The sequence below is a fragment of the Streptomyces sp. WM6378 genome, from assembly GCF_001279695.1.
Taxonomy (GTDB): domain Bacteria; phylum Actinomycetota; class Actinomycetes; order Streptomycetales; family Streptomycetaceae; genus Streptomyces.
The window spans coordinates 1-18,658 of sequence record NZ_LGDD01000345.1 but is presented as its reverse complement, the minus strand read 5'-3'; the positions used below and the strand labels follow the sequence as shown (position 1 = coordinate 18,658).

At 71.5% G+C, this 18,658-nt stretch carries 20 protein-coding genes; 17 read left to right on the top strand and 3 right to left on the bottom strand.

Translation table 11 applies throughout. The features are described 5' to 3' along the window. Positions 1 to 2: 2 nt before the first annotated feature. The 6 genes from ADK54_RS40005 (at position 3) to ADK54_RS39980 (ending at position 5,583) form a co-directional block, all read left to right on the top strand. Positions 3 to 695, top strand: coding sequence for a response regulator transcription factor (locus ADK54_RS40005; protein ID WP_053730778.1), 693 nt, complete (start codon positions 3 to 5; stop codon positions 693 to 695). Then, on the top strand, positions 692 to 2,158 hold the full coding sequence (locus tag ADK54_RS40000; RefSeq protein ID WP_053730777.1) for a sensor histidine kinase: 1,467 nt from the start codon (positions 692 to 694) through the stop codon (positions 2,156 to 2,158). Before ADK54_RS40005 ends, ADK54_RS40000 begins: the two co-directional genes overlap by 4 nt. Then, positions 2,155 to 2,637, top strand: a complete 483-nt coding sequence (locus ADK54_RS39995; protein ID WP_053730776.1) for a hypothetical protein — start codon at positions 2,155 to 2,157, stop codon at positions 2,635 to 2,637. The genes ADK54_RS40000 and ADK54_RS39995 overlap by 4 nt, the downstream gene beginning before the upstream one ends. A gap of 145 nt (positions 2,638 to 2,782) precedes the next feature. Beyond that, complete coding sequence (locus ADK54_RS39990; protein ID WP_053730775.1) at positions 2,783 to 3,385, top strand: hypothetical protein; 603 nt, start codon at positions 2,783 to 2,785, stop codon at positions 3,383 to 3,385. 114 nt (positions 3,386 to 3,499) lie between these two features. Further along, positions 3,500 to 4,273, top strand: a complete 774-nt coding sequence (locus tag ADK54_RS39985) for an alpha/beta fold hydrolase (protein WP_053730774.1) — start codon at positions 3,500 to 3,502, stop codon at positions 4,271 to 4,273. 38 nt (positions 4,274 to 4,311) lie between these two features. Then, entirely contained in the window at positions 4,312 to 5,583 is a 1,272-nt protein-coding gene (locus ADK54_RS39980) for a cytochrome P450 (protein WP_053730773.1), read from the top strand. Here the strand turns inward: ADK54_RS39980 and ADK54_RS39975 are convergent. Then, positions 5,580 to 6,323, bottom strand: a complete 744-nt coding sequence (locus ADK54_RS39975; RefSeq protein ID WP_053730772.1) for a hypothetical protein — start codon at positions 6,321 to 6,323, stop codon at positions 5,580 to 5,582. The two genes, ADK54_RS39980 and ADK54_RS39975, sit on opposite strands and share 4 nt — an antisense overlap. A gap of 103 nt (positions 6,324 to 6,426) precedes the next feature. Between ADK54_RS39975 and ggt the strand changes: the two genes are divergently transcribed. Together ggt and ADK54_RS39965 are read left to right on the top strand one after the other, a co-directional pair. Continuing rightward, positions 6,427 to 8,241: a gamma-glutamyltransferase gene (gene ggt / locus ADK54_RS39970; RefSeq protein WP_053730771.1), complete on the top strand. Its 1,815-nt coding sequence runs from the start codon at positions 6,427 to 6,429 to the stop codon at positions 8,239 to 8,241. A 149-nt stretch (positions 8,242 to 8,390) separates the two neighbouring features. Next, the gene (locus tag ADK54_RS39965) at positions 8,391 to 9,071 is read left to right on the top strand and encodes a glycoside hydrolase family 75 protein (protein WP_053730770.1); all 681 of its coding nucleotides are present in this window, start codon (positions 8,391 to 8,393) and stop codon (positions 9,069 to 9,071) included. Between the two features lie 114 nt (positions 9,072 to 9,185). On the opposite strand, the gene map is transcribed toward ADK54_RS39965, so the two are convergent. Together map and ADK54_RS39955 are read right to left on the bottom strand one after the other, a co-directional pair. Beyond that, on the bottom strand, positions 9,186 to 9,953 hold the full coding sequence (map, locus tag ADK54_RS39960) for a type I methionyl aminopeptidase (RefSeq protein WP_053730769.1): 768 nt from the start codon (positions 9,951 to 9,953) through the stop codon (positions 9,186 to 9,188). A gap of 58 nt (positions 9,954 to 10,011) precedes the next feature. After that, positions 10,012 to 11,181: a thiolase family protein gene (locus ADK54_RS39955; protein ID WP_053730768.1), complete on the bottom strand. Its 1,170-nt coding sequence runs from the start codon at positions 11,179 to 11,181 to the stop codon at positions 10,012 to 10,014. Between the two features lie 109 nt (positions 11,182 to 11,290). Here ADK54_RS39955 and ADK54_RS39950 point away from each other — a divergent pair, with 109 nt between their 5' ends. From ADK54_RS39950 to ADK54_RS39910, 9 genes are all read left to right on the top strand, one after another. Next, complete coding sequence (locus tag ADK54_RS39950) at positions 11,291 to 11,809, top strand: winged helix-turn-helix transcriptional regulator (protein ID WP_053730767.1); 519 nt, start codon at positions 11,291 to 11,293, stop codon at positions 11,807 to 11,809. A gap of 9 nt (positions 11,810 to 11,818) precedes the next feature. Continuing rightward, positions 11,819 to 12,079: a helix-turn-helix domain-containing protein gene (locus tag ADK54_RS39945; RefSeq protein WP_053730766.1), complete on the top strand. Its 261-nt coding sequence runs from the start codon at positions 11,819 to 11,821 to the stop codon at positions 12,077 to 12,079. Then, entirely contained in the window at positions 12,076 to 12,591 is a 516-nt protein-coding gene (locus ADK54_RS39940; RefSeq protein WP_324610225.1) for an NUDIX hydrolase, read from the top strand. Before ADK54_RS39945 ends, ADK54_RS39940 begins: the two co-directional genes overlap by 4 nt. A gap of 135 nt (positions 12,592 to 12,726) precedes the next feature. Then, positions 12,727 to 13,962, top strand: a complete 1,236-nt coding sequence (locus tag ADK54_RS39935; RefSeq protein WP_053730765.1) for an alginate lyase family protein — start codon at positions 12,727 to 12,729, stop codon at positions 13,960 to 13,962. 110 nt (positions 13,963 to 14,072) lie between these two features. Continuing rightward, entirely contained in the window at positions 14,073 to 14,573 is a 501-nt protein-coding gene (locus ADK54_RS39930; protein WP_053730764.1) for an HAD family hydrolase, read from the top strand. Between the two features lie 174 nt (positions 14,574 to 14,747). Next, the gene (locus ADK54_RS39925; protein ID WP_053730763.1) at positions 14,748 to 15,590 is read left to right on the top strand and encodes a nitrilase-related carbon-nitrogen hydrolase; all 843 of its coding nucleotides are present in this window, start codon (positions 14,748 to 14,750) and stop codon (positions 15,588 to 15,590) included. Continuing rightward, positions 15,587 to 16,870 carry an aspartate aminotransferase family protein gene (locus tag ADK54_RS39920; RefSeq protein ID WP_053730762.1) on the top strand — a complete coding sequence of 428 codons (1,284 nt, stop codon included), beginning with the start codon at positions 15,587 to 15,589 and terminating at the stop codon, positions 16,868 to 16,870. The genes ADK54_RS39925 and ADK54_RS39920 overlap by 4 nt, the downstream gene beginning before the upstream one ends. Positions 16,871 to 16,929: 59 nt before the next feature. Further along, complete coding sequence (gene hydA, locus ADK54_RS39915) at positions 16,930 to 18,333, top strand: dihydropyrimidinase (protein ID WP_053730761.1); 1,404 nt, start codon at positions 16,930 to 16,932, stop codon at positions 18,331 to 18,333. A 7-nt stretch (positions 18,334 to 18,340) separates the two neighbouring features. After that, positions 18,341 to 18,658, top strand: a 318-nt coding sequence (locus tag ADK54_RS39910) for an LLM class flavin-dependent oxidoreductase (protein ID WP_159048030.1), incomplete at its 3' end; no start/stop codon positions are given.

Genomic DNA, 18,658 nt, shown 5'->3' with positions numbered 1-18,658 from the left:
TTATGCCACGCGTGCTCCTCATAGAAGACGACCCCTCCGTGCGCGAAGGGGTCGAGCTCGGGCTGCGCAGGCGCGGCCACGAGGTGCTGGCGGCCGGGACCGGCGAGGCCGGACTCGGCTCGCTCAAGACCTTCCTGCCCGAACTGGTGCTGCTCGACCTCATGCTGCCCGGCATGAACGGCGTACAGGTCTGCCGCCGGATACGCGAGACCAGCCAGCTGCCGATCATCATGCTCACCGCGCGCGGCGACGACTTCGACGTGGTGGTCGGCCTCGAAGCGGGCGCCGACGACTACATCGTCAAGCCCGCTCGCACCGAGGTCATCGAGGCCCGCATCCGGGCCGTACTGCGCCGCCTCGCCGACCCCGCGACCGCCCGCCCCGGCCCCGAGTTCCACGGCGAGCTCGCCCTCGACCGGGCGGGCCTGACCGCCGCCAAGAACGGCGAGCGCCTCGCCCTCGCCCCTTCCGAACTGAAGCTCCTGCTCCACCTCGCGGCCTCGCCCGAGCAGGTCTTCAGCCGCCAGCAACTCCTCGAATCGGTGTGGGAGCACAGCTACCACGGCGACGCCCGCCTGGTCGACGCCTGCGTACGGCGGCTGCGGCAGAAGCTCGGCGACACCGGCGGCCCCGACGGCGCGCCCCGCTACATCCAGACCGTGCGCGGCTTCGGCTACCGCTTCGGGCCCCTGTGAGATTCCCGGTCCGCCGGGCCCTGCGCCTCGGCCTGCGCACCCGACTGATCGCGGCGTTCCTCCTGGTGGCCGCGATCAGCGCGGTCACCACCGCGGCGCTGACCTACCAGTCGGCCCGCTCGGCCATCCTCCAGCAGGCCCAGGACCAGGCCGTCGAGCAGTTCCGCGAGCAGATAGCCAACCAGTACTTCGCGCTGCCCACCTCCACCGCGGCGATGAAGAACGTCTGCCAGACGCTGGCCAGGGCGGGCAAGCCGCGCCCCTGGATCGTGTTCGCCGAGTACGGCAGCCTGCGCGCGTCCTCCACCTCCCGGCCCGTCTCCACTGTGATCACCGACGAGCTGCGCAGCCAGACCCACGCCAACGCGCACGCCTCGTTCCAGCGGGTGGTCCAGGACGGCATCCCGTATCTGACCATCGGCATGCCGGTGATGTTCGACCGGAGCGGCGATCAGCAGCGCAGCGGCGTCTACCTGTATGCCGTGATGGACCTCAGGCCGGAGGGCGTCACCATCCAGGCCATGGTCTCGGCGGCCAAGAACGGCGCGCTGCCCGCCCTCGCCGTCGCCGTGGTGCCCGCCCTGCTCGCCGCCCGCAGCGTGCTGCGGCCGGTGCGCGATCTGCGGCGGGCCGCGAGCAGCATGGGCAAGGGCCGGCTCGACACCCGTATCGAGGTCAAGGGATCGGACGAACTGGCCGATCTGGCCTGGACGTTCAACGAGTCGGCGGAGGAACTGGAGCGCTCGGTCGAGGAGCTGCAGAAGGCCGAGGCGCGGGCCAGGCGGTTCGCCTCCGACGTCTCGCACGAGCTGCGCACCCCGCTGGCCGGCATGCTGGCCGTGACCGAGGTGCTCGACGAGGACGCCGACGGGCTCGACCCCGACACGGCGCGCGCGGTGCGGCTCATCTCGGCCGAGACCGGCAAGCTCGCCACCCTCGTCGAGGACCTGATGGAGATCTCCCGCTTCGACGCCAAGGCCGCCGAGCTCAACCCCGACGAGGTCGACGTCGCCGAGACCATCCGCAAGACCCTCCAGCGGCGGCACTGGGAGGACCGGGTCGATACCCAACTTCCGGACGGCGTACGGGCGATGATCGATCCCCGGCGCTTCGACATCGTGGTGGCCAACCTCGTCGGCAACGCCCTGCGGCACGGCTCGGAGCCGGTGACCGTACGGCTGCGTCCCGGGGCGGGCGAGGGGCCGCTGGTCGTCGAGGTCGCCGACCGAGGGCCCGGCATCGACGCGGCTGTGCTGCCGCACATCTTCGACCGCTTCTTCAAGGCGGACGCGGCCCGTACCCGCTCGGCGGGCAGCGGTCTCGGCCTCGCGATCACCCTGGAGAACGTGCGGCTGCACGGCGGCACGGTGCGCGCGGCGAACGGTCCGGACGGCGGGGCGGTCTTCACCGTCGAGCTGCCGACCGGGCTGCTCGCGGCCGAACCCGCAAAGGCGGCGCGATGAGGCGCGGGCCCCGCGCGCTGGCCGCGCTCGCCCTGCTCCCGGCCGGGCTCTTCGCGGCCGGCTGCGGCATCCAGTCCACCGATGTCATCGCGGTGGGCGGGCCCGCGAGCGCGCAGGCGGTGCCGCCCGGCGACGGCACCGTCCTCTACTTCACGGGCCCCGACGGGCTGATGCCCGTGGTGCGCGAAGGCACCTCCCAAGCGCCGCTCCCGCTGTTGTTCGCGGGCCCGGACAAGGACGAGAGGGCCGCCGGGATGAGCACCGAACTGCCCCCGGTCCAGGGCGCGTTCAAGATGAGCGTGGAGGAGGGCCGGGTGACGGTCGCGCTCGGCCAGGACGTCTCGGGGCTCACCCCGGTCGCCCAGCGGCAGATCGCCTGCACCGTGCTGCAGGCGGTGGCGCGGGGCGGCACGGTGCGGGTCATGATCCTCGGCGGCGGAGCCAAGAGCTCGCTCAGCCCGCTCGCCTGCCCGGTGTGAGAAGGCGCCCGGCCCGGGAAGGCGCGGACCTGAGGGCGCGGGCCTCGGCAGGCTCGCCGGAATGATCCCGGGCTATTGACTTCAATTCAGTAAACCCATGGGTAACACTCTGGCGTCCGGGCCGCCGACGGACCAAGCTCTGCGTGTGGAGAATTCAGCCAGCGCAACGCAGCCCGGGGCCGCCCCGATCGTCCTGCGGCTGCGGCGCACCCTGATCTGGGTCCCGCTCGCCGCCATCGCGGTGGCCGTGATCTGGTGCATCGCCGCCGCCTCCGTCTTCGACGGCCCGAACAGCGGCTTCGCGGGCCCCGTGATGGCCGTGTCGGGCGTGGCCGTCCTGGTCGCCGCGGCCACCTTCGCGGGCTACCTGCTGCGCCCGCTGCGGCTCGACGTGGACGTCGACGCGCTCACCGTGCGGCTGCCGACCTGGCTGGCCGGCCGCATCGACTGGGACGACGTCACCGCAGTGACCGCGGTCGCGGTGCGCACCGGCCACAAGGTGCGCCGCTTCCTCGTCGTGGACCTGCGCTCACCCGCGCTGCCCTACATCAGCCGCCCGCGCTCCATGTACCGGCGCCTGGCGCCCGTGCTCGGCCGGGCCGAGGGCGCGCACGGGCTCTGCTTCGAGGAGCAGGTCTTCGACTTCGACGCGGCCGGACTGCTCGACGTGGTGCGGGAGTCCGCGCCCGCCGAGGTCGCCGTCGAGAACCGCACGGTGGAACCGGCCGAGAGTCCCTGGGAGTTCTGACCGGCTTCTTGCCAGGTGGCAGGGCGAGCGCCACCGTGTACGCGTACGTCTCGCGCGCCGACAGCACCACCCGCGAGCGTACGCCGACGACCGCCGCCCGGAACCGGAGTCCCCATGGCCCCATTCACGCTGCCCCACACCCTCCACGGCGACGGCGCCCACCGGGTCGTCGCCGTGCACGGCTGGCTCGCCGACCGTGGCGACTACGCGGCCGTCCTGCCCGACCTCGACGCCGCCGCCTTCACCTACGCCTTCGTCGACCTGCGCGGCTACGGCGAGGCCAGGGACGCCACCGGCGCGTTCACCACGAGCGAGGGCGCCGCGGACGTCCTGGCGCTCGCCGACCGGCTCGGCTGGCACCGGTTCTCTCTGATCGGGCACTCGATGGGCGGCGCCGTCGTCCAGCGGGTCCTCGCCGCCGCCCCCGACCGGGTGCGCCGCATGGTCGGCATATCGCCCGTCCCGGCGAGCGGCATGCCGATGGACGAGGCGACCCGCGAACTGTTCACCGGGGCCGCCGAGCGCCCCGCCAAACGCCGCGCCATCATCGACCTCACCACCGGCGGCGACCGCCCCGACGCCTGGCTGGACCGGATGACCCGGCGCTCGGTGGACCGCAGCGACCCGAAGGCGTTCCGCGCCTGGCTCGACTCCTGGTCCGGCGAGGACTTCCACGAGGAGACCGAGGGCTCGCCGGTGCCCGCGCTCGCGGTGACGGGTGCGCTCGACCCGGCTCTCAACGCCCAGTTCCTGCGGGCCACTTGGCTGCGCTGGTACCCGGCGGGCCAGCTCGTCGAACTGCCCCACGCCGGGCACCACGCCATGGACGAGGCGCCGCTCGACCTGATCCGCACGGTCGAGGACTTCCTGCGGGCCGATCATGTCTGACACGCCCGACGTCTTGGGCGTGCCTGACAATGCCCACCATGGCTGACGCCCCCGACGTCTTCGACCCCCGTCTGTACGCGGCCGGGCCGCCGCACGCCGCCTACCGCGAGCTGCGCGACCACCACCCGGTCGCGTGGCAGGCGGAGCCCGAGGTGCTCGGCTGGCCGGCCGGCCCCGGCTTCTGGGCGGTCACCCGCCACGCGGACGTCGTACGGGTCCTCAAGGACGCGGGCACCTTCTCCTCGGCGCTCGGCGCCACCCAGATCCGCGATCCCGACCCGGCGGACCTGCCGTTCATCCGCCGCATGATGCTCAACCAGGATCCCTCCCCAAGCTCTCGACTTCGTTCGAGCAGGGGAGACCCCAACTCGCACGGAAAGCTCCGCCGCTTGGTCAGCCGCGCCTTCACGCCGGGCCGGATCGACCGCTTCGAGGGTTTGGCGCGCGAGCGGGCCCGGGCCCTGCTCGCCGGGGCCCGCGACGGCGCCGAGGACGGCGCGTTCGACCTGGTCGCCGACGTCACTGACGACTACGCGCTGCTCAACCTCACCGACCTGCTCGGGGTGCCGCCGGGCGACCGGGGGCTCCTCCTGGAGTGGACCGAGCGCGTCATCGCCTACCAGGACCCGGACGAGCCGCCGGTCCTCGGCGCCGATGGGCAGCCGGTCAACCCGCGCTCGCCCGCGATGCTGGCGGAGATGTTCGCGTACGCCCAGGAGCTCGCCGCGTACAAGCGCGAGCGTCCCGCCGACGACGTCATGACCTCGCTCGCCCACTCGGAACTCGCCGACGCCGAGCTGGAGATGTTCTTCTTCCTGCTGACGGTGGCGGGCAACGACACCGTGCGCGGCGCGGCACCCGGAGGCTTCCTCGCGCTTGCCGAACACCCGGATGAACGACGGAAGGTGACAGATGGTCAGGTCGCCGTGGAGGTGGCCGTCGAGGAGCTCCTGCGGTGGCATCCGCCGGTGCTGACGTTCAGGCGCACCGCCGGCCGTGCCACCGTCCTCGCCGGGCAGCCCATCGCGGCCGGGGACAAGGTCGTCGTCTTCCACGCCTCCGCCAACCACGACGAGCGCGTCTTCGCCGACCCGCACCGCCTGGACCTCGCCCGCACCCCGAACCCGCACGTCTCGTTCGGCGACGGCCCGCACGTGTGCCTCGGCGCGCACTTCGCCCGGCTCCAGCTGAAGGTGCTGCACCAGGAGGCGCTGCGCATGCTGCCCCGCACCGAACTCGCGGGCCCGCCGCGCCGGCTCGTCTCCAACTTCATCAACGGCATCAAGTCCCTGCCATTGAAGGTGGGTTAACCGCCCGCCCGGTGCGAGGTGCGGATCACCGGGGCCGGTTCCTGGGCCGCCCGGGTCACGTCGGCGACGAGCTCCACCACATCGGGCCCGTACGCATGCGAGTTGACGACCTTCAGGAGCAGGCAGAACGAATCGTTGCCGTGCTTGCGGGCGAGCTTCTCGGCGTTGCGGGCCAGATAGCGGGTGGCGGCCTGGTTGGTGATCGCGCGCTGGCCGCAGAAGAGGAATACGGGGCGCGAGTTCTGCCCGACGGTCACCCGGGCGAGGATCACGTACTCGGCGACACCGCCCTCCAGGCGGTAGCGCTCCGAGCCGATCTGGAAGGCGCCCCGGTCGGGGCCGGGATCGGTGTCCACGTTCATCTTCACGCCGGGCAGGAGCGATGCGAGATGGGCCGCCATCCGCCGGTTCGAGTACGGGCCGCCCAGGCAGAACTCGGTGCGCTCGCCGAAGCCCTGCTGCGCCAGATCGTGCTGGATGATCTGGGCGTGCGCCCCGCAGTCCTTGATGAGCGAGGAGAGTTCGAGCAAGGCGAAGACGTCGAAGCGGTGCACCGAACCGTCGTGCCCCGCGTCGCGGTTGACGACCAGCAGGCACTCGGAGTGGTCGGGCAGCCCGAAGAAGGCCTGTTTGCGGCGGAGTTTGCGCTTCCAGAGGTAGTTCCGGGTGACCCAGCCCAGGGCGGCGCTTATGCCCGCGGCCACCACGCCGAGCACGATGTTGCGTACGTCGTCATTCATGGGCGGGCATGCTAGCCGGAGTTCGCGCCCCTGTTCGACATGCTCATGACGCGACCCCCAGGACGGCGTTACGCTGCGCGGACGTTCGCCTACGGAGGTATGCATGCGTCGTCCTGCCGCCCGCACCCTGTCCCTCCTCGCCGCGGCGGCCGCCGTCGCGGCCTCGGTCGCCGCCGCCCCGCCCACGACGGCCGCGCCGCCCGGCCGGACCCCGGCCAAGGTGCCGGAGGCGGTCGGCTACGGGGGAGCGGTCTCCAGCGTGGACGCGGACGCGTCCGCCGCCGGCCTCGAAGTCCTCAAGAACGGCGGCAACGCCGTGGACGCGGCCGTCGCCACCGCGGCCGCCCTCGGCGTCACCGAGCCGTACTCCTCCGGCATCGGCGGAGGCGGCTACTTCGTCTACTACGACGCGGCCTCCCGCTCCGTGCACACCCTCGACGGCCGCGAGACCGCGCCCGCCTCCGCCACGTCCTTGCTCTTCGTGGAGAACGGCAAGCCGCTGCCCTTCGCGGACGCCGTGACCAGCGGGCTCAGCGTCGGCACCCCGGGCACCGCGGCCACCTGGGACCGGGCCCTGGACGCCTGGGGCAGCAAGTCGCTGCGTACGCTCCTGAAGCCCGCGGAGCGCCTCGCGCGCGACGGGTTCACCGTCGACGACACCTTCCGCTCGCAGACCAAGGACAACCAGGCCCGGTTCGCCGACTTCCCCGACACCGCCAAGCTGTTCCTGCCGGGCGGGCAGCTCCCGGCCGTCGGCTCGACCTTCAAGAACCCCGATCTGGCGCGCACCTACGAGGAGTTGGGCCGCAAAGGCGTCGGCGCCGTCTACCGGGGCGACCTCGGCGACGACATCGTCCGCACCGTCCGCAAGCCGCCCGTCGACCCCAAGTCGACCCGCAAGGTGCGCAGCGGCGACCTGAGCGAGAAGGACCTGCGCGCGTACGAGGCGAAGTTCCAGGCTCCCACCAAGGTCGACTACCGCGGGCTCGACGTCTACGGCATGGCCCCCTCCACCTCCGGCGGCACGACGGTCGGCGAGGCGCTCAACATTCTGGAGAACACCGACCTGTCGAAGGCCTCGGACGTGCAGTTCCTGCACCACTACATCGAGGCGAGCCGGATCGCGTTCGCGGACCGGGGCCGCTGGGTCGGCGACCCGGAGTTCGAGAACGTGCCGGCCAAGGGCCTGCTCTCGCAGCGCTTCGCCGACTCGCGAGCCTGCCTCATCAAGAACGACGCGGTCCTGACCAGCCCCCTCGCCCCCGGCGACCCGCGCCACCCGACCGCCTGCGGGACGTCGGGGCCGGCCGCGCCGACCACGTACGAGGGCGACAACACCACGCATCTGACGGTCGCCGACAAGTGGGGCAACGTCGTCGCCTACACGCTCACCATCGAGCAGACCGGCGGCAGCGCCATCACCGTGCCCGGCCGGGGTTTCCTGCTCAACAACGAGCTGACCGACTTCTCCTTCGTCCCGGCGAACCCGGCCGTCCACGACCCGAACCTGCCGGGCCCGGGCAAGCGGCCGCGCTCCTCGATCTCGCCGACGATCGTGCTCGACCAGCACGACAAGCCGGTGCTCGCGCTCGGCTCGCCGGGCGGCGCGACCATCATCACCACCGTCCTCCAGACGCTGATCAACCATCTGGACCGGGGGATGCCGCTGGTCGACGCGATCGCGGCACCGCGTGCCAGCCAGCGCAACGCAGCGCAGACCGAGCTCGAACCCGCCCTCTACAACAGCCCGTTGCGGGCCCGGCTGGAGGCGCTCGGTCACTCGTTCTCGCTGAATCCGGAGATCGGGGCGGCGACCGGGGTGCAGCGGCTGCCGGACGGACGCTGGCTCGCCGCGGCCGAGAAGGTGCGACGCGGCGGCGGCTCGGCGCTGGTGGTCCATCCGAGTGGAAAGCAGTAACCCCGGCTGACGTTGCCGGTGAGGCCCATGGTCCCGTCCTGAACGGCCGGGAACCATGGGCCTCTTGTTGCGCGGGGCTGGCGATCATGGTTGGCGGGAGCTCACGTGCGCAATAGCTAAGGAAACGTTTCTGAAAGAAGGGTCCCCGGGTGCGTACCAGAAGGCTCGTCCTCGCCGCGGCATCCGGCGCCGCCCTGCTCGCTGCGGCGACGTTCCCCGCCACCGCGCCCGCTTCGGCGGCCGAGGGCCCGGTCAGGGCGGCCGAACTCCTCGCCAAGGTGGGGACCTGTTCCCAGATCTCCCACGGTAAGTACAAGACGGACCCCTCGGCCGCGCCCGATGTGCCGGTCTGCGGCATGGACGGCGCCGTGTTCTGGAAGGCCGGCCTCGGCATCGACTGCGACGGCCAGATCACCTCGGCCTGCAACGAGAGCACGGACCCCTGGTTCCAGCCCGACACCCGCTTCCACCAGTCGAACGGCAAGCCGCTCAGCGCGGAGCAGCTGCCGTACGTGGTGGTGCCGAGTGCCGGCTCGATCTGGAACTACGCCTCGGCCGGCATCAAGGGGGGCGGTGTCGTCGCCGTCATCTACGGCAACAAGGTCGAGTACGCCGTCGTGGGCGACACGGGCCCGAGCAACACCATCGGCGAGGCGTCGTACGCGACGGCCAAGGCGCTGGGCATGGACCCCAACCCGAAGACGGGCGGCGCGGAATCCGGCGTCACGTACATCCTGTTCAAGAACTCCCAGTCGAAGCCGATCGAAAGCCACAGCGCGGCAACGACCCTGGGCCACGATCTGACCCAGCGATTCCTGGCCAGTAATTGATTCCCTGATAAGGGGCGCGGGCAGGTGACATGGTGCGGCTCCGCCGCGTGGGCGCGACAAGCCACAGATCACCCGCCCCCGTCGAACAGCACGCGGAAGCGAAGAGGCCGCCCGCTAGGGCAGGGTGAGGATGCGAGGCCCCGCATCGGTGACGGCCACCGTGTGCTCAGCATGAGCCGCCCGGGCCCCGCTGAGGGCCCGCAGAGTCCACCCGTCGGCCGCCGGATAGTACGCATCGCTCCCGTCGGCGATCAGCATCGGCTCGATCGCCAGCACCATCCCGTGCCGCAGCACCATGCCCCGCCCGGCCCGCCCCTCGTTGGGCACGCCCGGGTCCTCGTGCATGTGGCGGCCGATGCCGTGGCCGCCGAACCCGTCCGGGATGCCGTAGCCGGCACCCCGGCAGACCTTCCCGATCGCGTGTGCGATGTCGCCGATGCGGTTGCCGACGACCGCCGCCGCGATCCCGGCGTCCAGCGCCCGGAACGCCGTCTCGACCAGGCGTACGTCCTCGGGCCTGGCCCGGCCGACGATGAAGCTGATCGCCGAGTCCCCGGCCCAGCCGTCGAGGACCGCCCCGAAGTCGACGCTGACGAGGTCGCCGTCGCGCAGCCGGTAGCCGTCCGGGATGCCGTGCACGATCGCGTCGTTGACGGAGACGCACGCGGTGGCCGGGAAGGGGACCGGCGCGAACTCGGGGTGATAGTCGAGGAACGGCGACGTGGCGCCCGCCTTGACCAGGATCTCCCGCGCCGCGGCGTCGAGTTCGGCGAGGCTCACGCCGACGTCGGCCGCCTCCCGTGCCGCCGCCAGGGCATGGGCCACCACACGGCCCGCCTCGCGCATCGAATCCATCTGGGTATCGCTCTTGATCTCCACCATTCCAATTACTATACCGGTATTTGAATGGGGTGCGTGCGCGGGCCCCGGCGGGGTCGGCTCAAATGGCTTCCAGGATCGTCGCGTTGGCGAGCCCGCCCGCCTCGCACATGGTCTGCAGCGCGTAGCGGGCCCCGCGTTCGCGCATCGCGTGCACCAGCGTGGTCATCAACCGGGTGCCGCTCGCGCCGAGCGGGTGGCCGAGCGCGATCGCGCCGCCGTGCACGTTCACCTTCGCCGGATCGGCGCCGGTCTCCTGCTGCCAGGCCAGGACCACGCTGGCGAACGCCTCGTTGACCTCGAAGAGGTCGATGTCGCCGAGGCCGAGCCCGGCCTTGCGCAGCACCTTCTCGGTCGCCGGGACGACCCCGGTCAGCATCAGGACCGGGTCGGAGCCGGTCACCGCGAAGCTGTGCAGCCGGGCGATCGGGCGCAGTCCGAGCCGGGCGGCCGTCTCGCTTGACGTGATCAGGACCGCCGATGCCCCGTCGTTGGTCGGGCTGCTGTTGCCCGCCGTCACCGACCACTCGATCTGAGGGAAGCGCTCGGTGAAGGCCGGGTCCACGAACGACGGCTTGAGCCCGGCGAGGATCTCGGGGGTGGTGGCCGGGCGTACGGACTCGTCCCGCACGAGGCCCGCGATCGGCGCGGTCTCCGCCTCGAACAGGCCGCTCTCCCAGGCGTGCGCGGCCTTGTGGTGCGAGGCCGTGGCGAACTCGTCCATCGCGTCCCGCCCGATCGACCACTTGGCGGCGATGAGCTCGGCGCTGATCCCCTGCGGGACGAGCCCGTCGGGATAGCGCGCGGCGACCCCCGGCCCGAACGGGTCCTTCCCCGCAGGCACGTTGGACCACATCGGCACCCGGCTCATCGACTCCACGCCGCACGCCACGACCAGGTCGTACGCGCCGGAGATCACGCCCTGCGCGGCGAAGTGCACGGCCTGCTGCGAGGACCCGCACTGCCGGTCGACCGTCGTCGCGGGCACGGAGTCCGGGAAGCCCGCCGACAGCCAGGCGTACCGCGTGGTGTTCATGGCCTGCTCGCCGACCTGGTCCACGGTGCCACCGATGACGTCGTCGACGAGGGCCGGGTCGACGCCGCTGCGCTCCACCAGGGCGCGCAGGGTGTGGGCGAGCAGCTCGACCGGATGGGTCCCCGACAGGGCCCCGCCCGGCTTTCCCCTGCCGATCGGTGTGCGTACGGCTTCCACGATCACGGCGTCACGCATGATGCGCTCCCTCGGCTCTACCCACGAGTAAGTTGGAAAACTGGACTCACTGTAACTCCGCGGGTAGGAAAAACCAACGGACTAGGTCCGACTCGATTACGGTGGCCCCATGAACGTGTCCGAGCAGCCGCAGCACAAGCTCCAGCCGTCCCGCGCCGCACGGGCCAAGAACCCCCGGCCGTGCTCGATCGCCGACGCACTCTCGGTGGTCGGCGAGAAGTACTCCCTGCTCGTGCTGCGCGAGGTCTTCTTCGGCGTGCACCGCTTCGACGCGATCGCCAAGAACATCGGCGCCCCCCGCGACATCCTCACCACCCGGCTGCGCACCCTGGTCGAGGCCGGCGTCCTGGAGCGCACCCTCTACAGCGATCGCCCCGCCCGCTACGAGTACCGCGCGACCCCGGCAGGACAGGAGCTGCGCCCTGTCCTGCTGATGCTGATGAACTGGGGCGACCGACACCTCGCCGAGGTCCCGCCGACGGTGTGGCGCCACAAGTGCGGCGCCGACCTCGACCCCGCGGTGACGTGCCGCGACTGCGGCGAGGAGGTCCACCGCGCGGACCTGGCCGTACGGTTCGCGGTGCCGGACTGGTCGGAGCAAGGGCGCCGTGACGACCGCCGGGTCTAGAATCGCCGCATGGTCCGCACCCCCCTGACCCCCGCGGAGCGCGAACGCGGCGAGCGGCTCGGCCGGTTGCTCCGTTCGGCGCGGGGCGAGCGCAGCATGACGGAGATCGCGGCCGCGGCGGGCCTCTCCGCCGAGACCCTCCGCAAGATCGAGACGGGCCGCGCCCCGACCCCCGCGTTCTTCACGGTGGCGGCGCTGGCCTCGGTCCTCGGCCTGTCCATGGACGAGATCGTGACCGACTGCGAGATGCCGCCCGCGGTGGCCGCGTGATATCGCCGAAACCCCGTACGCCGAGGCAGGCGGCCCGTACCGTTGTACGGGATCCGCTGGGCGCGGTGTTCCTCCTGCGGTACGACAACGAAGAGGTCGGGCCTCATTGGGCACTGCCCGGCGGCGGCCTCGACCCGGGGGAGTCCCCGCGCGAGGGGGCCCGCCGCGAGCTGCGCGAGGAGACCGGCTGGGGCGACCTGGAGCCGGGCCCGCTCCTGTGCACCTGGACCCACGACTTCACCCGCGCCGCGGTCCCCGTCCGCCAGCACGAACACGTATACCTCGCCGACGCCCCCGGATCCCGTCGTGAGCTCGGCCCCGACGTCGCGGCCGATCACCTCGCGGACGGCATCCTCGGCTGGCGCTGGTGGACTCCCGAGGAACTTCGGCGTACCGACGAGGAGATCTGGCCGCCCCGGCTGTACGACCTCCTCGACGGCTGGTCGCCCGGTGATCGCCCCGCCGACCTGGGATACGTGCCGGTCCGGGGCGGGTCGGACATCGTCGGCTGAACCCGTTCGGAGATCGTCGGCCGGGCCCGCACCGAGGGGGGACGCCGGGATGCCGTACCCAGAGAGGGGCCGAGGCGCTGCCTGTTCGGCGCAACAGATCCTGCGTGGACGTGTGCCCGGGGCGACCGTTGGAGCGTGCTCAATCCGTTTCGGTCCTCCCGCCGCCGTCCGCTGCTGGCGGCCGCCCTCGGCGCGCTGACGCTGCTCGCCGCCTGCGCCCCCGGCCCGCATGTCTCCTCGGCCTCCGCCGCGGGCCACGCCAACCCCGCGGCGCTGGTCTTCCACCACCCCGGGGTCGTCGTCGGCAAGAGCCAGCTCGACACCATGCGGGCGAAGGTGCGGGCCGGCCAGGAGCCGTGGAGCTCGGCGTACGAGGAGATGCGGACCAGCCGGTACGGCTCGCTCAGCTACACCCCGCACCCCGCCGAGGTCGTCCCGTGCCCGCCGAACGCGGGGCCGCCCTCGTGTCTCGCCGAACGCGAGGACGCCATCGCCGCGTACACCCAGGCGCTGCTGTGGACCGTCAACGGCAACGAGGCCCACGCCAGGAAGGCCGTCGAGATCATGGACGGCTGGGCACAGGTGATCAAGCGGCACACCGAGGGCAACGCCGACCTCCAGACGGCCTGGGCGGGCTCGACCTGGGCACGCGCCGCCGACATCGTGCACGCGGGCTATCCGCAGTGGCAGGGCCCGGCCGTGCAGCGCTTCAAGTGGATGCTGCGCAAGGCGTACCTGCCCGCCGTGACCGCCAAAGTCCCTGATTACAACGGGAATTGGGAACTCGCGATGACGGACGCGGCCATCGGCATCGCCGTGTTCGTCGAGGACCCCAAGATCTTCAAGGAGGCCCTGGACCGCTACCGGGCGCGGGTCCCCGCCTACTTCTACCTCGCCTCGGACGGCAAGCTCCCCAAGCCGCCGCCCGGCGGCTCGATGAACACCCCGGACAAGCTCGCCACGTACTGGTTCGGCCAGCGCACGTACAAGGACGGGCTCGGCCAGGAGACCTGCCGCAACTTCATGCACGTCGGGTACTCCCTCGCCGCCTCCGGCCACATCGCCGAGACGGCCTGGCAGCAGGGCATCGACCTGTACGGGCCGACGGCCCAGCGGCTGAAGGAGGCACTGGAGTTCCACGCCCACTACCAGTTGGGCGCCGAGGCCCCGGCCTGGCTGTGCGGCGGGCAGGTCCAGCGGACCATGGGCCCGGACGTCGAGGTGCTGCTCAACCACCTCCAGAACCGGCTGCACCTGACGCTGCCCGAGACCCAGCAGCTCGCCGAGCGGCAGCGCCCCGGCGGCACCGACGACCTCTTCGTCGCCTGGGAGACGCTGACCCACGCGGAGAACCCGGGGACGGCCGTGTAGGGAGGGCGTCTGGGGCAGGCGGCCGGGGCGGGCGGATTTCCGGACGTATTCAACAGAACGTTGAAGATTGGGGATTGAGCCGCACGGTGGGCTGGGCATGGTCCGTAGCAATGGACACGACCAGCCGCCCCAGGCCCGACGACCGCCCGCAGCGGCCCACCGCCGCCGCCTTCTTCGACGTGGAGGGCACCCTGCTCGCCGCGCCGGACCTGGCCGGTGCCACCGGGCCGCTCGGCCAGCTGTGGCACCCGCCGGTCCTCGCGGCGCTGCACGGCCACGCGGCGCTCGGTCACCTCGTCGTGCTCGTCTCGCCCGCGAGCGCCGCCGAACTCGAACCGGTCGTCCGCCACCTCGGTCCCGACGCCGTGCTCTGCTCCCGCCCGGGCGCCCCCATGATCGGCCAGGGCAAGGGGTACGCGGCCCGCGCCCTGCTGCGCGAACACGCCATCCTGGCCGCCCGCTGCTACGCGTACGCGGACGAGGCGGCGGACCTGCCGCTCCTCGCCGAGGTCGGCCACGCTGTGGTGGTCGGCGACGACCCGGTCCTGCTGCGTCACGCCCGGCGCGGCAACTGGCGCCGCCTCCCGGGCATCGAGCCCCGCCGAAGGTGACACGGCGTCAGGTCCGGGGATTCGTCCACCCGGGGTTGACCTGTGGCGCCGCAATTAGCCTCGCCGAAACCGCGATGGTCTTGCCACGGTGCGTGACGCGCCTTACGGTCTCATCCACACACGGATCTACGCGTGTGGATTTGGCTGGCTGACGACCCGTCGAAGGAGCAGCTCATGGCCAATGTCGTGCGCGCCGCACTGGTTCAGGCGACCTGGACCGGCGACACCGATTCCATGATCGCCAAACATGAGGAACACGCCCGCGAGGCGGCCCGGCAGGGTGCGAAGATCATCGGTTTCCAGGAGGTGTTCAACGCCCCCTACTTCTGCCAGGTGCAGGAGGCCGAGCACTACCGCTGGGCCGAACCCGTCCCGGACGGCCCGACCGTCACCCGGATGAAGGAACTCGCCCGCGAGACCGGCATGGTCATCGTCGTCCCGGTCTTCGAGAGCGAGGGCGAGGGCTTCTACTACAACACCGCCGCCGTCATCGACGCCGACGGCAGCTACCTCGGCAAGTACCGCAAGCACCACATCCCCCAGGTCAAGGGCTTCTGGGAGAAGTACTACTTCAAACCGGGCAACCTGGGCTGGCCGGTCTTCGACACGGCCGTCGGCAGGGTCGGCGTGTACATCTGCTACGACCGCCACTTCCCCGAGGGCTGGCGCCAACTCGGCCTGAACGGCGCCCAGTTGGTCTACAACCCGTCGGCCACCTCGCGCGGCCTCTCCGCGTACCTGTGGCAGCTGGAGCAGCCCGCGTCCGCCGTGGCCAACGAGTACTTCATCGCCGCCATCAACCGGGTCGGCCGCGAGGAGTACGGCGACAACGACTTCTACGGGACGAGCTACTTCGTCGACCCGCGCGGCCAGTTCGTCGGCGACGTCGCGAGCGACAAGGAGGAGGAACTCCTCGTGCGCGACCTCGACTTCGGCCTCATCGAGGAAGTGCGCCAGCAGTGGGCGTTCTACCGCGACCGGCGCCCCGACGCCTACGAAGGGCTGGTGAAGCCGTGAACCGCCGCCTCCACGACCGCCACTGGGCCGTCCTGCCGGACTGGCTCGCGCTCTACTACAAGCAGCCCATCGAGATCACCCACGGCGAGGGCCGGCACGTCTGGGACGCCGACGGAAACAAGTACCTCGACTTCTTCGGCGGCATCCTCACCACGATGACCGCCCACGCGCTGCCCGAGGTCACCAAGGCCGTCGCCGAGCAGGCCGGCCGGATCATCCACACCTCGACCCTCTACCTCAACCGGCAGATGGTCGAACTCGCCGAGCGCATCGCCCAGTTGTCGGGCATCCCCGACGCCCGGGTCTTCTTCACCACCTCCGGCACCGAGGCCAACGACACCGCCCTGCTGCTCGCGACCGCGTACCGCGGTTCCAACCAGATCCTCGCGATGCGCAACAGCTACCACGGCCGCTCCTTCAGCGCGGTGGGCATCACCGGCAACCACGCCTGGTCCCCGACCGGCCTCTCGCCGCTCCAGACGCTGTACGTGCACGGCGGCGTCCGCGCCCGCGGCCCGTACGCGCACCTCAGCGACAGCCAGTTCATCGAGGCCTGCGTCGCCGACCTGGAAGACCTGCTCGGCCACACCCGCAACGTGGCCGCGCTGATCGCCGAGCCCATCCAGGGCGTCGGTGGCTTCACCTCGCCGCCCGACGGCCTGTACGCCGCGTTCCGCGAGGTCCTCGACCGGCACGGCATCCTGTGGATCACCGACGAGGTGCAGACCGGCTGGGGCCGCACCGGCGACCACTTCTGGGGCTGGCAGGCGCACGACCGGAGCGGCCCGCCCGACCTCCTCACCTTCGCCAAGGGCATCGGCAACGGCATGTCCATCGGCGGCGTCGTCGCTCGTGCCGAGGTCATGAACTGCTTGGACAGCAACTCCATTTCGACCTTCGGCGGCTCCCCGGTCACCATGGCGGCCGGTCTCGCCAACCTCTCCTACCTCCTCGAACACGACCTCCAGGGCAACGCGCGGCGGGTCGGCGGACTGCTCATCGAGCGGCTGCGCGCCATCGGCGCCCAGCTCCCCGTGGTCCGCGAAGTGCGCGGCCGGGGCCTGATGGCCGGCATCGAACTGGTCAAGCCCGGCACCGACGAGGCCAACCCCGAAGCCGCCGCCGCGGTCCTCGAAGCCGCCCGCGAAGGCGGCCTCCTCATCGGCAAGGGCGGCGGCCACGACACCAGCGTGCTGCGCATCGCACCACCCCTCACGCTCACCGTCGCGGAGGCCGAGGAGGGCGCGGCGATCCTCGAACACGCCCTGCGCACCGTGTAGTTGAGCCATTTGAAGAACGTGTACGTGTACTTGTACGTGTACGAAAGGGAGCTCCACCCATGAGTACCCGCACCCTCATCCGTGGCGGCCTGGTCATCACCGCCGCCGACGAGACGCACGCCGACGTACTGATCGAGGACGGCCGGATCGCGGCCGTGGCGGCCCACGGCTCGACCGTGGCCCAGGGCTGGACCGCGGACCGCACCCTCGACGCCACCGGCAAGTACGTGATCCCGGGCGGCGTCGACGCCCACACCCACATGGAACTGCCCTTCGGCGGCACCTTCGCCTCCGACACCTTCGAGACCGGCACCCGCGCCGCCGCCTGGGGCGGCACCACCACCATCGTCGACTTCGCCGTGCAGTCGCAGGGCCAGGCCCTGCGGGCCGGGCTCGACGCCTGGTACGCCAAGGCGGACGGCCAGTGCGCCATCGACTACGGCTTCCACATGATCCTCTCCGACGTCAACGAGTCATCGCTCAAGGAGATGGACCTGCTCGTCGCGGAAGGCATCACCTCCTTCAAGCTGTTCATGGCGTACCCGGGCGTCTTCTACAGCGACGACGGGCAGATCCTGCGCGCGATGCAGCGCTCGGCCGCCAACGGCGGGCTGATCATGATGCACGCCGAGAACGGCATCGCCATCGACGTCCTGGTCGAGCAGGCGCTCGCCCGTGGGGAGACCGACCCCCGCTACCACGGCGAGGTGCGCAAGGCGCTGCTTGAGGCCGAGGCCACCCACCGCGCGATCCAGCTCGCCCGGGTCGCGGGCGCCCCGCTCTACGTCGTGCACGTCTCGGCCGAGGAGGCGCTCGCCGAACTGGCCGGCGCCCGCGACAAGGGGCTCCCGGTCTTCGGCGAGACCTGCCCCCAGTACCTGTTCCTGTCCACCGACAACCTCGCCGAGCCGGACTTCGAAGGCGCCAAGTACGTCTGCTCAACTCCCTTGCGCCCCAAGGAACATCAGGCCGCACTGTGGCGCGGGCTGCGCACCGACGACCTCCAGGTGGTGTCCACCGACCACTGCCCGTTCTGCTTCACGGGGCAGAAGGAGCTGGGCCGGGGTGACTTCTCCAAGATCCCCAACGGGCTGCCGGGCGTGGAGAACCGGATGGACCTGCTGCACCAGGCCGTCCTCGACGGCCACATCTCGCGCCGCCGCTGGATCGAGATCGCCTGCGCGTCCCCGGCCCGGATGTTCGGCCTCTACCCGAAGAAGGGCACCATCGCGCCGGGCACCGACGCCGACGTCGTCATCTACGATCCGCACGCCGAGCAGGTCATCTCCGCCGAGACGCACCACATGAACGTGGACTACTCGGCGTACGAGGGCAGGCGGGTCACCGGCCGCGTCGAGACGGTGCTCTCGCGGGGCGAACCCGTCATCCACGACCGGCAGTTCACCGGGCGGGCCGGGCACGGCTGCTACGTACCGCGCGCCACCTGTCAGCACCTCGGCTAGGAGCACCATGGACTTCGGACTCGTCCTGCAGACCGATCCGCCCGCCTCGGCCGTCGTCGGCCTGATGCGGCGCGCGGAACGCAACGGCTTCCGCTACGGCTGGACCTTCGACTCGGCGGTGCTCTGGCAGGAGCCCTTCGTGATCTACAGCCGCATCCTGGAGCACACCACCAGAATGACCGTCGGCCCGATGGTCACCAACCCCGGCACCCGCACCTGGGAGGTCACCGCCTCCACCTTCGCCACCCTGAACGACATGTACGGCAACCGGACGGTCTGCGGCATCGGGCGCGGCGATTCGGCGATGCGGGTGGCGGGCCGCAAG

What these genes read in the sequence shown, in the direction of transcription:
- ADK54_RS40005 (WP_053730778.1), top strand. Translation starts at nt 3, where the DNA reads ATGCCACGCGTGCTCCTCATAGAAGACGACCCCTCCGTGCGCGAAGGG.
- map (WP_053730769.1), bottom strand. Translation starts at nt 9,953, where the DNA reads ATGGTGGAGATCAAGAGCGATACCCAGATGGATTCGATGCGCGAGGCG.
- ADK54_RS39955 (WP_053730768.1), bottom strand. Translation starts at nt 11,181, where the DNA reads ATGCGTGACGCCGTGATCGTGGAAGCCGTACGCACACCGATCGGCAGG.
- ADK54_RS39985 (WP_053730774.1), top strand. Translation starts at nt 3,500, where the DNA reads ATGGCCCCATTCACGCTGCCCCACACCCTCCACGGCGACGGCGCCCAC.
- ggt (WP_053730771.1), top strand. Translation starts at nt 6,427, where the DNA reads ATGCGTCGTCCTGCCGCCCGCACCCTGTCCCTCCTCGCCGCGGCGGCC.
- ADK54_RS39950 (WP_053730767.1), top strand. Translation starts at nt 11,291, where the DNA reads ATGAACGTGTCCGAGCAGCCGCAGCACAAGCTCCAGCCGTCCCGCGCC.
- ADK54_RS39930 (WP_053730764.1), top strand. Translation starts at nt 14,073, where the DNA reads ATGGACACGACCAGCCGCCCCAGGCCCGACGACCGCCCGCAGCGGCCC.
- ADK54_RS39975 (WP_053730772.1), bottom strand. Translation starts at nt 6,323, where the DNA reads ATGAATGACGACGTACGCAACATCGTGCTCGGCGTGGTGGCCGCGGGC.
- hydA (WP_053730761.1), top strand. Translation starts at nt 16,930, where the DNA reads ATGAGTACCCGCACCCTCATCCGTGGCGGCCTGGTCATCACCGCCGCC.
- ADK54_RS39945 (WP_053730766.1), top strand. Translation starts at nt 11,819, where the DNA reads ATGGTCCGCACCCCCCTGACCCCCGCGGAGCGCGAACGCGGCGAGCGG.
- ADK54_RS39980 (WP_053730773.1), top strand. Translation starts at nt 4,312, where the DNA reads ATGGCTGACGCCCCCGACGTCTTCGACCCCCGTCTGTACGCGGCCGGG.
- ADK54_RS39925 (WP_053730763.1), top strand. Translation starts at nt 14,748, where the DNA reads ATGGCCAATGTCGTGCGCGCCGCACTGGTTCAGGCGACCTGGACCGGC.
- ADK54_RS39995 (WP_053730776.1), top strand. Translation starts at nt 2,155, where the DNA reads ATGAGGCGCGGGCCCCGCGCGCTGGCCGCGCTCGCCCTGCTCCCGGCC.